Source organism: Caballeronia sp. M23-90, from assembly GCF_053574605.1.
In genome coordinates this window covers 1-11,419 of record NZ_JBSIPA010000195.1, presented here as the reverse complement: position 1 = coordinate 11,419, position 11,419 = coordinate 1, and the positions used below count along the sequence as shown (strand labels likewise).

The following is an 11,419-nucleotide window of genomic DNA, read 5'->3' as shown; positions in this document are numbered from 1 at the left end:
TACCGCGGCGCGAAGCTCGCCAGCCAGTTGCTGGCATTCGGCCGGCGGCAGGCGCTTGAACCGAAAACCGTCAAGATCGGGCGCCTTATCGCGGGCATGGAGGACATGCTGCGACGCAGCCTCGGTGAAGCGATCGAGATCGAGACGGTTGCGTCGGCGGGGTTGTGGAATACATTCGTCGATCCAACGCAGGTCGAGAACGCCATTCTCAATCTTGCGATCAACGCACGAGATGCCATGGACAACTCGGGCAAGCTGACGCTGGAAGTCGGCAACGCACTGCTCGACGACACCTACGCCCGCGACCACACAGAAGTCACGCCGGGCCAGTACGTGATGCTCGCCGTCACCGACACCGGTTGCGGCATGACGCCCGAGGTCCTTGCACAAGCCCATGAACCGTTTTTCTCCACGAAGCCCGAAGGCAAGGGTTCGGGACTCGGGCTTTCTATGGTCTACGGCTTCGTCAAGCAGTCCGGCGGCCATGTGAAGATCTATAGCGAACCGGGTCATGGTACGACGGTGAAGCTTTATCTACCACGCACGCACGACAAGGAAGACTTCGGCGTGGCTGCCGAGATGGCGCCAGTGCTCGGCGGTGAAGAGACCATCCTGGTTGCGGAGGACGACGAACAAGTCCGCGCGACAGTCGTTGAGATGCTCTCGGAGCTTGGGTATCGAGTGCTCAAGGCTAACGACGCAAGCAGCGCGCTTGCCATCATCGACAGCGGTATGCCTATCGACGTGTTGTTCACCGACGTGGTCATGCCCGGTCCGCTGCGCAGCCCGGAGCTTGCCCGCAAGGCGCGCGAACGGGTGCCCGGGATTGCTGTGCTGTTCACGTCGGGTTATACGGAGAACGCGATCGTGCATGGCGGCCGCCTGGATGCCGGCGTCGAATTACTGAGCAAGCCCTATACGCGCGAGGCGCTCGCGAGGAAGTTGAGGCACGTGCTGTCGAATCAGCGGCAGCGCGTAGTAAGCGCTTCTGCGGAAGCGGCCGGATCGGCGAGGGCGTTATCTGCCGTGGCGGCAGGTGCTGCAAGCTCGCCTCCCGTACGTGTGCGTCATATCCTGTTCGTTGAAGACGATGACCTCGTCCGCTCGATTACCGGCGAGCTGTTCGAAGCGCTCGGGCATGTCGTTCATCAGGCTGCCGACGGGCCCGCTGCGCTTGCGCTGCTGCAGAGCGAGCACATCGATGTACTGATCACGGATGTGGGGCTTCCCGGTATGTCGGGTGAAGAGCTGGCGCTTCGCGTGCGTGCGTTGCGCAGCAACCTGGATGTGGTCTTCGCGACGGGCGATCACAATCATGTATCGAAGGTGCCGGGGGCGACGTTCCTCACCAAGCCCTACGATACGGTCAGCATTGAAGCGATCCTGCGGCGGCTCGAGGACGCTTGATTCAAGGTTTGATCTGAGTGATCGGACGCCGGTACCATGGTGCCGGCGTCGGCAATTAATGCAGCGCTAGCACTTCGCTTTCAATCCCAATACACCCCACTTCGGGGAACTTTACCGTTTGCGATCGGACCCTGCCAAACCCGCCAAACATTGGCGGATGAAGGCGATACTTTATCGCGTCCGCGCACTCGTTCTGCACGTAGCCTCTCTGAACTCCGTTCGGGAATGCGCCATGAATGCAAGCTTGAATGTCAGCCCGATGTGCCGCCGTTGCGGCGACCCAGTCGATCTCGATGCGGAAATCTGCCCGTCTTGCGGGGCCATCGCTTCGCCCACGGCAGTTCGCGCGTCCGCATATTCAACGATGTCCGGCAGAACCAAGGGACTGATCGCCACCGCGTTTGTCTGCGTGCTCGGCCTGGCGGCATACACGTTGATGCCCGGCTCGATGCACACCGCTCCCGTCGATACCACCGCCAGCGACGTCGCTCGCACCTCCGAGGTGGAGGGCAACCGGGTGCGCGAACCGGCACTCGATAGCCGTCACGATGCAAGCATGTCCGCTGCGCTCGATGCGGTGCGCGAGAGCCTCCAGCGTCACGACATGGAGTCGGCGAAGGTGTTGCTCGCGGCCATCCTTGCGATGCATCGGGACAATCCCGACGCGCTTGAATTGCGCAATGAAGTGATGGCTGGCCAGAATCAGGACAAGCCGGCGGCGCCTGTCGCGCGTACGAGCATGCCTCCTCCAAGACTAGCCGATACACGGCATACGTCGGCCGTTGTTGCGGCGACTTCCCGTCAGCCCAGGAGCAGGGCGGCCACGCACGAACATGCAACGCGCACGTCGAAAAAGGCGCCGGTACTGGCAAACAAGAAAGTCGCGACGCATAAAGTGGTAATGGCCAAAGCGACCACGCCGAAACCTTCGGCCGTGCACAAGCCACCGGTGCTGGTGCGTGAGGCGCAGGTCAAGGAGATCCGGTCCGGGACGCCAGCGTCGACGCACGGAGGCACCTCGAGGTCCGTGCAGACGGCGAGTGGCGCACCGCTCGTATCGAGCGGTACTCAACAGGCGCCCTCGTCCGGACACCAAGACGAAGGCGGTGCTTTGCCATCTCAGCGCTGGCGTGATCGCGGTGGCATGCGTTGAGCCGTGACCGTAAAGCCGAAATCGTCAAGCCGTTCCGGACGATGTACCCGTGATCGCCTCGCTGTCTTCTTTCGTCGTCATTTTCAGGTAGGCTGCGGCCAGCCGCCTGAGTTCCTCTTCAGATGCATCCTCGATGCCGATCAGATGATTGTCCGCTTGCCGGTGAGAGGCGAGCAGTTCATTGAGCTTCAGATGCAGCGCTACGCTGTCCTTGTTCTGGCTTTGCTGAATAAGAAAGACCATCACGAATGTCACGATGGTCGTGCCCGTGTTGATCACGAGTTGCCAGTCTTCTGAGTAGTGGAACACGGGCCCGGTCACGGCCCAGACAACGATGCTGATGACCGCCATACCAAACGCCACAGGCGATCCTGCCCATCGTGTGACCGCGCTTGCGAACGTGTCGAACGCGCGGGTGAGCGGATGCCTTGCCGCGTAAGCGGGACTCGATGTATCAGGTACGGTGTCGAGTGTGTCCGTCGACGAGGGGAGCGTTTCCTTACGCATCGCTTTCTCCTTATGATCCGATATTGCTCCGACGCAAAGTCAGCAATTAACGTTCCGAGGTCGACGATTTCTGGACAGGAATCAGAGGCGCGGATAGTTTCAGTGTGGAGGTTTGTCGGGCGTGCGACGGAGGGGAAATCCGACGCTGTGGCGAAAGCGCAGATGGGTAAGCTGTGTGACTTGACAAGGCACGTCACTTTTCTTCAAGACCGTACAAGTGCTCAGTGATAGTCGTCTTCCAACTGATGACGCACGGCCAGGATCGTCACGGTATCGCTATCGTCTATTTCAAAAAGTGCGACGTACCCGGAGCCGCCAAAAGGAATAATTAACTCACGCAAGAATGGCAACTGCGAGTGCGCTTTACGACAGGTGAACGGCGAGCTGCGCAGCGTCATGATCCCGGCGTGGACAGCGCTTAGCGCACGCTGGGCTAAAGGCAAATCTTGCGGATCACGGGTAAGAATGAACTCATAGAGCCGTTCGAGATCGTCTGCTGCACTACCTGTGAAACGTATTTCGAACGTCATCAACGCGTCTTACCCCGCGCTTTAGCAGCATCGAGCCGCTTGCTCAAACGCGCGAGCACCTCTTCAGCCGGGACATAGTCGCCGCTTCGCTTAGCTTCGTCGCGCGAGGCTAGTCCTCGGGCCACGAACTCGCTATGGTTCTGGCGACGAAGGATGTTTTCGCGGATCGCCTGCTCGACAAATCCGGACAGGCTTTCGCCTTCCTGCAAGACGCTCTCCGCCGCCTCACGCAGTTCCGGTTCAACTCGCACAGACGGAAACGTCGCTGTTTTCATTACCTTTCTCCATGCATCGCAATTGCAATGCATTGTGCGCGAGTTTCCGTCTCGGTGCAAGGGCGCAGATTGCGCCTGGCGTTGCGAAATTGCTTCAGCAGCGCACCACCTTGCTTCCCGCTGGTCACCCCAAGTGCGGCAACCTTGCGAATCGTATCGGCGCACGCCGTCGCCGCTTCCACGCCCTTGACCACGAAATGCTCGCGGAAGAACTTGATATGTTCTTCGCCCGAATGAAAATGATGCGGCGTCAGCACCGCCGACAAAACCGGCGTACCGCTTTCCAGTTGCACCTGCATCAACCCGTTGATGACCGCTTGCGCCACGAATTCGTGACGATAAATTCCGCCATCCACGACCAGCCCCGCTGCAACAATCGCCGCATAGTCACCGCGCTGAGCAAGCAGCTTTGCGTGCAACGGGATCTCAAATGCGCCGGCGACTTCATAGAGGTCGATGTCATCGCGTGCGAAGCCTTGCGCCTGGATTGCATCGAGGAACGAAGCCTTGCACTGGTCGACGATATCGCGATGCCAGCATGACTGGATAAACGCAATACGTGGACGGGGTTTGCCCGCGGCCTGAGCGACCGGCGTATTTTCGAGCGTGGTGGAGAGTGTCATGATTCAAATCCTGCCTGTTTGTGTGAACAGGGCGAAGGACGGCATGGACGAACGCGCGCGGGATATCCCGCACGCATCCACACACGCCGTCCCGTTCTCTTTCATCCGGACTATGACCGTCGGCCCCGGAATCAAACCGGGTCTGCTGACCTTTGCGTTTCAGGCGGCCCGAAGCCAGACCCGAATCACAAAGCGCTCGCGGGCTACGCGCTCAATCAAACCGCGCGATTACCGCCGGTGGGGAGTTGCACCCCGCCCCGAGAACTTGTTCGTATCGAACGGAACGTAAATTATCACGATTCCTGTTGCAGTGCACAGACCCCGCTTGACTGATAACGATATCTATCGCAAGCGCCTTTCGAACCAGCGGGTGAACCACGAGATCGGATAGCAGTAAGCGAAGAAAATCACGAGCGTCGCGACATACGTCAGCACGGTAAAGCTGCTGCGCGCAACGGTGCTGCTCGCGATTTGCGCGGTATCGAGCAAGTCGTGAATGCCGACCAGCGACGACAAGGCCGTGCCCATGGTGATGATCGCGTACACGTTCATCCACGGCGGCAACATGCGGCGCATGCATTGGGGCGCCACGATCTTCATCAGGATCTGCGTGCGCGAAAACGCCATGGATGCCGCCGCTTCCCATTGCGCCGACGGTATCGAAGCAACGGCACCGCGAAAGACTTCCGCTATGTTTGCGCTCGCCGGCAGCGCGAGCCCCAGCGTCACCTTCAACCAGTCGGGAAACGGCACGGTAGTGCCGAATACATGGAGTTCGAACGGGAACACGTAGGTCGTGAAGTAGACGAGCACCAGCCAAGGTGCATTGCGAAACGCGGTGATCCAAATGCGTGCGAGCCGTCCGGCGAACGATCGGGATAACGCGACGGCGCCTGCAATCAGACCGATCACCGTGCCGATAAAAATCGCGCCGATGCTGATGAGCACATTCATTGCAAAGCCGTGCGCCAACGCGGGTGCCCATTCTGCGAGGCGTGCAAGCGTCTCGCCGCGTGATCCGCTTTCAGGCGCAAGCGACCAGAGCACCGCGCCTACGACAAGAACCCCGAGCACGCCATACACGCCCGGCGGTACGCGGGTGATATCGAACTTCCGGTGAGTGCCAAACGAGGCGCGCGTATCAGTAGCCATATCCGGGCACCTCGAAGCGTTGTTCGAGCCAGCGTCCTGCAAGCGTGACCATCCACGTCACGAAGCCGAAGAACGACAGGATCAGCAGCATCAGCGCGAGCACGTTGTCACGCTGCGTCCAGATCATGATGGACTGGTAAGTGACGTCGCCGACTGCGATTGCGGACGCCACCGCCGACGCCTTCACGAGCTCCACTATCTTGTCGAGGATTGCATCGGCATGAGCGACGAGGGATGTGGAGAGTGCCCACGCAATCGTGACCGCTGTCATCAAGCGGCGGATGTTCGTTATGGTCATAGCAAGGAGGCCACGCCGGAAATCCGGGAGCCTCAAAGAATAGACAAGCGTTGACACGCCGCCAAGGGAGCGAATCTGCTAAACAAACGATGCATCGCGTGGAATGGAGTCAGGCACACGAATCAGGCAAGCTATAGCAAGCGGGATGCTATCGATTCTACGAATGCTTGGTTATGAAATAGGGAGGCTCTTCTTAGAATCTCCGTTCCTGCATGTTTTCGTGAGCCCTGGGAGACCCGTACGGGCCACGGGAAACCCCAACAATGCCTGTGGAGGCCGCATGAATCGCCTTGCGCTTGCGGTTGATCTGCTTGAACATACGCCGCCTTCAGTTGACCGGGAGGTCAATAAAAGCGCCGACCCGGTATTGGTTTCTTTAAGTGACGTCCGTCTCTCCTTTGGTGCTGCGCCGGTGCTCAACGGAATCAATCTGTCGGTGCGGCGCGGCGAAGCGGTATCGATCATCGGGCCGTCGGGGTCGGGCAAATCGACCATCCTGCGTTGCATCAACGGACTGATCGCGCCACAGCGCGGAGAGATCCGCGTGGATGGAATCGATGTTCGCGCGCAGTACACCGATGCGCAAAAGATCGTGCTGCGCAAGCGCATTGGCTTTGTGTTCCAGCAGTACAACCTGTTCCCGCACCTGAGCGTGCTGGCGAACCTGACCATTGCGCCTGTGAGCGTGCTCGGCCGTAGCCGCGCTGAAGCAGAACACGACGCGCATGCATTGCTCAAGAAAGTGCGTCTCGCCGATAAAGCCCACGCTTACCCCGGAGAGTTATCTGGCGGACAGCAGCAGCGTGTCGCGATTGCACGCACGCTCGCCATGCGTCCGGACCTGATTCTCTTCGATGAAGTCACGTCCGCGCTCGATCCGGAGACCGTGGGCGAAGTGCTCAACGTGATCGGCGAACTCGTCGATGATGGCCAGACCTGCGTGCTCGTCACGCACGAGATGCGCTTCGCGGAGGACGTCAGCGACGAAGTGTTCTTCACCGAACGCGGTGTGATCGTCGAGCATGGCGAGCCATCGCAGATCTTCGGCGCACCCGACAACGAACGCACGCGGCTCTTCCTGCAACGCGCGCGCGGCGAAGACCGCCGCGCATTGCGCAAACGCTCACGCAGCAACGCGGCACTTGCTCTCGCCACTCTTTGAACGAAATCACACCATGACAACCCTCTCCGCACCGCACCTCATCAGCGAACGCCAGACCGCCGTGACCGCATTGATCGACGACGTCCGCGCCATTCTCGCGACCGAAGGCGTGACGCGCACTGCGCTCGATGCAATCAGCCTGCGACTGCTCGCGCTTGCATCGAAGGATGCTGCGTTGTTTTCCGCCGATGACTTCCCGCCGCCGCAACCGGGCAGCGGCGATACCTCGACGCGTTACAGGCTGAACCCGGGGGAGGACGGCGTGGCCCTCTACCTGAACTCCTTGCTGCCGGGCAAGACGACCGTTCCGCACAACCATGACACGTGGGCGGTAATCGCGGCGCTGAAGGGCGAGGAATTGAACCGCGTATATCGGCGTGCTGATGACCGCTCGGACCCGGATCAGGCGTCGCTCGAACTGGTACGTGAAGTGGTGGTTCAGCCCGGGACGCCGATCGCGTTCCTTCCCGAGGATATCCATAGCATTCACGTCACGGGCGATTCGCCGACGTTGCATTTTCATCTCTACGGCCGTCCGCTCGAAACGCTTACAGGGCGGCTTGGTTACGAACTCGATACAGGGCGCGTGGTGCGCTACAACGCAACGCATATGCAGCGCGATACGCAGGCGGTCGGCTGATGAGTCTGCCAGTGGCAGCAATTGCTGAAGTGGCATCAGCAGGATTCATCGAAGTGAACCTGGCAGTGCCCGACTTGCATGAAGCCGGGCACTCGACCACGCTTAGAACTTCGCGCGGATTCCGCTGAACACCGCAACCTGGCGATTCGTGGATGACGCCGTGCCCGCATCCGCAATCGCGGCAATCTTGCTGTAGCCGCTGCCGACCCGCGTGGAGGCGTCGCCGGAAGCAAGCTGATACACGCCCGACAGATACAGCTCCGTACGCTTCGACAGCGCGTAGTCGAGACCCAGCGTGAACTGATGCCAGCGCGGCTTGAGCGACGCGCCTCCGGTTCCCGGCAAGTTGTTTGCGCGGCCATCGGTGAAGGTGTAGACGCCCAGTACCGTGACGGCGCTCGTCACGAGGTAGCGCAGGTTCGCATCGTAGTTATTGAACTTGCGCGACGAACCGTCGTTGTAGTCGAGTTGCGTATGGCTGAACGCGAAGCCTGCCGTGGCTTTGCCGAGCACATAGTTTGCGCCCGCGACCGCGATCTGCTGGCGCAGCACACCGCCGTTAAGGCCATAGAAGAGGGCGCCGCTGTAGTCATCGCCGCTTGTTGTCGTGGCGCCACCCACCGCGCCGGCGGTGTTGGTCGTCGTATCGGGATGATTGAGCACCACGTACCCGCCGCCGGCTGACAACGGACCCGCGGTGTAGTTCGCCGAGACACCCCAAGCGCGGTTGTTGCTGAAGCCCTGGCCCGTGCCGTTGTTCGCCTGGTTGCTGAATGCGTACAGCGTGTCTAGCGTGAAGCCTGAAATTGTGTCGCTGCGAAACTTGATTGCGTTGTTGATACGGAACGTCTGGTTCAGGTTGTCGTTGTCGCCAACGTGCGTAGCCGGTGACCAGAATCCCGAGCCCGCGTATTGCGCGACCAGATCGGATAGCGGTTCGTATTGACGGCCGAGCGTGACCGTACCAATGCCTTTCTTGGCGATGCCCACGAACGCCTGCCGTCCAAACTCACGGCCGCCTTGTCCAAGCGTGCCATCGTTGGGACGAAAGCCGTTCTCCAGCGTGAAGACAGCGCTGAGACCGCCGCCCAGGTCCTCTGCGCCCTTGAGACCCCAGCGGCTGCCGCTCAGCTTGCCGCTCGTCTGCTGGAAGTTCTTCGCGCCCTTCTGATTGTTCGTGTAGGTAAGCCCTGCATCGACTATCCCGTACAGCGTGACCGAGCTTTGCGCCTGCGCTAGTGCAGGCGCGATAACCATTATGCCGGTTGCGCCGGCCAGTACGACTCGTTTCATCGGTGTCCTCTTTTCAAAGTAGTTATGTTGATCAAATTTGAGGACCCCGATCTTAGAGTTCTTGACCAACTGACAGAACGATGAAATTTAGCTTCGTAATACAGATGATCGTAATTTGTAAAGATGGGACAAAGTAATTTGAAAATGAAACCGGGCTGCACGGGATCTCGTGCAATCCATAAAGTGCGCCGCCTGATAAACATATGGCAAACGAATCATTGTTAAGCGCGCAGTGCGTCGTTAGTCTTTTGCTTCTCGCACCATTCGCTACTTCTCACAACACGAGGGTCTTGCAGATCATGTCCGGTACTCCAAACTATGAACCGGCTTCGGATCGTCCCGGCACCGTGTTCACGCCTGCGCCCAAGGTTCGCGCGAAGACTGTTCGGGTTACTTCGGCGCAAGGTCGCAGCGCAACGCGACATGTCGTGCCTGCGGCGCTTGCTGCATCGGCATGGGTCGCAAGCGCGGCGCTCACGCAATGGTGGCCCGATGCTGATGAGTGGCCTTATACGCGCCACTTGCTGGTTATAAAACTGGCGCTTGCGGTAGTGGCTCTGTTGATCGGTGGGAGCGCGTATGCAAGCGTCTCGAATCGCCAGGCCGATGCCCCGCCGAGCCGCGCAGAACGCTGGCTTGCGGTCATGCCCTGGTTGGTCGCGCTTGCCATAGCCTTCACCGTCTGGGACGTGCTCACCGCGAAACTCGAAGTGCTGCCACGCCCGTTCTTTGCGCCGCCGCAGGCGTTGATCGCAGTCTTCTTCGACGACTTCCCGCGCCTCGGTTCCAGCGTCGTGCACTCGTTCGGGTTGCTTGCGTACGGTTATGTGATCGGTGCTATCGCGGGCTTCGTGACGGGCGTGGGTATCGGCTGGTCGAAAGCCGTAGGGTACTGGCTGCATCCGGTGTTGAGGCTGATCGGGCCGTTGCCCGCTACCGCTTGGCTGCCGCTTGCATTCTTTTTCTTCCCGTCGAGCTTCAGCGCAAGCGTGTTTCTCATTGCGCTTGCCACGGGTTTTCCGGTCGCGGTGCTGACATGGTCGGGCGTAGCCGGTGTGAACAGCACGTTCTACGACGTAGCGCGCACGCTCGGTGCAAGACCCGGCTTCCTGATTCTCAAGGTCGCTGTCCCGGCCGCGTTGCCGTCGGTGTTCGTCGGGCTTTTCATGGGACTGGGGGCATCGTTTTCCGTACTTATCGTGGCTGAGATGATGGGCGTGAAAGCGGGCCTCGGCTGGTATCTGCAATGGGCGCAGGGATGGGCCGCGTACGCGAACATGTACGCCGCGCTGCTCGTCATGGCGCTGATGTGCTCGGGTCTCATCACGTTGCTGTTCCGCTTCCGCGATCGTTTGTTGGCCTGGCAAAAAGGATTGTTGAAATGGTAAGCACGCAACTCAGTCAGTCCACGCCGGGCGCACGTATCGATGTAAACGAAGTCAGTCACCGGTTTTCATTGCATGGCGCAGCCTTGCCCGTGCTCGATGACGTCAGTTTCTCCGTGGACCCGGGCGAGTTTGTCGCGTTGCTTGGGCCAAGCGGTTGCGGCAAATCGACGTTGCTCAGGCTCGTGGCCGGCCTCGATTCGCCGGCGCAGGGCTCGGTGTCCTCCAATGGCGTAAGCATCGGCGGTCCGGACCCGTCGCGCGTTGTCGTGTTCCAGGACCCGACCTTGTATCCGTGGCGCACGGTGCGCGCAAACGTTGGGCTCGGACCGGAAGCGCAGCGAGACGGTCTGCGGTTTCCGTGGAGCAAGCGCAAGGCGGCGCGTTCGTTGCCCGAAGGCGCTCGCTCGGCTGAACAGCGTATCGATGCCGCGTTGCAACTCGTTGGCCTGACCGAGTTCGCCGCGGCTTATCCGCATCAACTGTCGGGCGGCATGGCGCAGCGCGTCGCGTTGGCGCGCGCCCTCGTGAACGACCCGGAGTTGCTCGTACTCGATGAACCCTTCGGCAAGCTCGATTCACTCACACGCCTGCGGATGCAAAGCGAGCTCGTTAAATTATGGCGCGACGCGCGCTTCTCGGTGCTGCTCGTGACCCACGATGTCGAAGAAGCCTTGTTCCTTGCAAACCGCGTCATCGTATTCAGCGAACGGCCCGCGCGAATCACGGCAGAAGTGCGCAACGATGCACCTTATCCGCGGCATCGTGACGATCCAAAGCTGGTCGAACTGCGCCGTGAAGTGCTCGCGCTGCTCGGCCTGGTCGCGTAACTAAAACGGCAAACGCCAGCAAAACCTGTATTCAACGACCCGTGGAGAAATACCGATGAACCGTTCAGAGTCCGGCGCCGGCGAAAGCGCCTCGACGCCGCAGAGCATTTCACGCCGCGCATGGCTGCGCAAGACTGCATGGTCAGCCGGCGCCGCTGCGTTGA

General features: G+C 60.2%; 12 protein-coding genes, 1 pseudogene and 1 riboswitch. Of the genes and pseudogenes, 6 read left to right on the top strand and 7 right to left on the bottom strand.

Features of this window, described 5'->3' with window-relative positions:
- Both ACRXB1_RS19230 and ACRXB1_RS19225 read left to right on the top strand, forming a co-directional pair.
- Positions 1-1,407: response regulator (locus ACRXB1_RS19230; RefSeq protein WP_449492891.1), on the top strand; the 1,407-nt coding region annotated here is incomplete at its 5' end.
- A gap of 364 nt (positions 1,408-1,771) precedes the next feature.
- Positions 1,772-2,560, top strand: a complete 789-nt coding sequence (locus tag ACRXB1_RS19225) for a hypothetical protein (protein WP_449492890.1) — start codon at positions 1,772-1,774, stop codon at positions 2,558-2,560.
- 24 nt (positions 2,561-2,584) lie between these two features.
- Here the strand turns inward: ACRXB1_RS19225 and ACRXB1_RS19220 are convergent, their stop codons facing one another.
- The 6 genes and pseudogenes from ACRXB1_RS19220 to ACRXB1_RS19195 form a co-directional block, all read right to left on the bottom strand.
- A complete protein-coding gene (locus tag ACRXB1_RS19220) occupies positions 2,585-3,067 on the bottom strand; it encodes a low affinity iron permease family protein (protein WP_062002077.1) in 483 nt (160 codons plus the stop codon).
- Between the two features lie 221 nt (positions 3,068-3,288).
- Positions 3,289-3,597, bottom strand: a complete 309-nt coding sequence (locus tag ACRXB1_RS19215) for a type II toxin-antitoxin system RelE/ParE family toxin (protein WP_174365142.1) — start codon at positions 3,595-3,597, stop codon at positions 3,289-3,291.
- Positions 3,597-3,872, bottom strand: a complete 276-nt coding sequence (locus ACRXB1_RS19210) for a YlcI/YnfO family protein (RefSeq protein ID WP_086383845.1) — start codon at positions 3,870-3,872, stop codon at positions 3,597-3,599. Before ACRXB1_RS19210 ends, ACRXB1_RS19215 begins: the two co-directional genes overlap by 1 nt.
- Positions 3,872-4,495, bottom strand: a complete 624-nt coding sequence (locus ACRXB1_RS19205; protein WP_449492889.1) for a 6,7-dimethyl-8-ribityllumazine synthase — start codon at positions 4,493-4,495, stop codon at positions 3,872-3,874. The genes ACRXB1_RS19210 and ACRXB1_RS19205 overlap by 1 nt, the downstream gene beginning before the upstream one ends.
- An 89-nt stretch (positions 4,496-4,584) precedes the next feature.
- A riboswitch (FMN riboswitch) is annotated at positions 4,585-4,764 on the bottom strand.
- Positions 4,765-4,837: 73 nt separating this feature from the next.
- Entirely contained in the window at positions 4,838-5,647 is an 810-nt protein-coding gene (locus ACRXB1_RS19200) for an amino acid ABC transporter permease (RefSeq protein WP_075358365.1), read from the bottom strand.
- Positions 5,637-5,843, bottom strand: a pseudogene (locus tag ACRXB1_RS19195) (amino acid ABC transporter permease); the annotation flags it as partial. The pseudogene ACRXB1_RS19195 and the gene ACRXB1_RS19200, both read right to left, overlap by 11 nt.
- 382 nt (positions 5,844-6,225) lie before the next feature.
- Here ACRXB1_RS19195 and ACRXB1_RS19190 point away from each other — a divergent pair.
- Positions 6,226-7,107, top strand: coding sequence for an amino acid ABC transporter ATP-binding protein (locus ACRXB1_RS19190; protein ID WP_449492888.1), 882 nt, complete (start codon positions 6,226-6,228; stop codon positions 7,105-7,107).
- A gap of 13 nt (positions 7,108-7,120) precedes the next feature.
- Entirely contained in the window at positions 7,121-7,747 is a 627-nt protein-coding gene (locus ACRXB1_RS19185) for a cysteine dioxygenase (protein ID WP_449492887.1), read from the top strand.
- A 102-nt stretch (positions 7,748-7,849) separates the two neighbouring features.
- Here ACRXB1_RS19185 and ACRXB1_RS19180 read toward each other — a convergent pair whose 3' ends face one another.
- Positions 7,850-9,040: a porin gene (locus ACRXB1_RS19180; protein ID WP_449492886.1), complete on the bottom strand. Its 1,191-nt coding sequence runs from the start codon at positions 9,038-9,040 to the stop codon at positions 7,850-7,852.
- A gap of 299 nt (positions 9,041-9,339) precedes the next feature.
- On the opposite strand from ACRXB1_RS19180, the gene ACRXB1_RS19175 reads away from it, so the two are divergent.
- Together ACRXB1_RS19175 and ACRXB1_RS19170 are read left to right on the top strand one after the other, a co-directional pair.
- The gene (locus ACRXB1_RS19175) at positions 9,340-10,428 is read left to right on the top strand and encodes an ABC transporter permease (protein ID WP_449492885.1); all 1,089 of its coding nucleotides are present in this window, start codon (positions 9,340-9,342) and stop codon (positions 10,426-10,428) included.
- On the top strand, positions 10,422-11,255 hold the full coding sequence (locus tag ACRXB1_RS19170; protein ID WP_449492884.1) for an ABC transporter ATP-binding protein: 834 nt from the start codon (positions 10,422-10,424) through the stop codon (positions 11,253-11,255). Before ACRXB1_RS19175 ends, ACRXB1_RS19170 begins: the two co-directional genes overlap by 7 nt.
- The last annotated feature ends 164 nt before the right edge of the window (positions 11,256-11,419 follow it).

Coding starts and splice junctions, on each gene's coding strand:
- ACRXB1_RS19220 (WP_062002077.1), bottom strand. CDS start 3,067: ATGCGTAAGGAAACGCTCCCCTCGTCGACGGACACACTCGACACCGTA.
- ACRXB1_RS19175 (WP_449492885.1), top strand. CDS start 9,340: ATGTCCGGTACTCCAAACTATGAACCGGCTTCGGATCGTCCCGGCACC.
- ACRXB1_RS19190 (WP_449492888.1), top strand. CDS start 6,226: ATGAATCGCCTTGCGCTTGCGGTTGATCTGCTTGAACATACGCCGCCT.
- ACRXB1_RS19170 (WP_449492884.1), top strand. CDS start 10,422: ATGGTAAGCACGCAACTCAGTCAGTCCACGCCGGGCGCACGTATCGAT.
- ACRXB1_RS19210 (WP_086383845.1), bottom strand. CDS start 3,872: ATGAAAACAGCGACGTTTCCGTCTGTGCGAGTTGAACCGGAACTGCGT.
- ACRXB1_RS19215 (WP_174365142.1), bottom strand. CDS start 3,597: ATGACGTTCGAAATACGTTTCACAGGTAGTGCAGCAGACGATCTCGAA.
- ACRXB1_RS19225 (WP_449492890.1), top strand. CDS start 1,772: ATGTCCGGCAGAACCAAGGGACTGATCGCCACCGCGTTTGTCTGCGTG.
- ACRXB1_RS19180 (WP_449492886.1), bottom strand. CDS start 9,040: ATGAAACGAGTCGTACTGGCCGGCGCAACCGGCATAATGGTTATCGCG.
- ACRXB1_RS19185 (WP_449492887.1), top strand. CDS start 7,121: ATGACAACCCTCTCCGCACCGCACCTCATCAGCGAACGCCAGACCGCC.
- ACRXB1_RS19200 (WP_075358365.1), bottom strand. CDS start 5,647: ATGGCTACTGATACGCGCGCCTCGTTTGGCACTCACCGGAAGTTCGAT.
- ACRXB1_RS19205 (WP_449492889.1), bottom strand. CDS start 4,495: ATGACACTCTCCACCACGCTCGAAAATACGCCGGTCGCTCAGGCCGCG.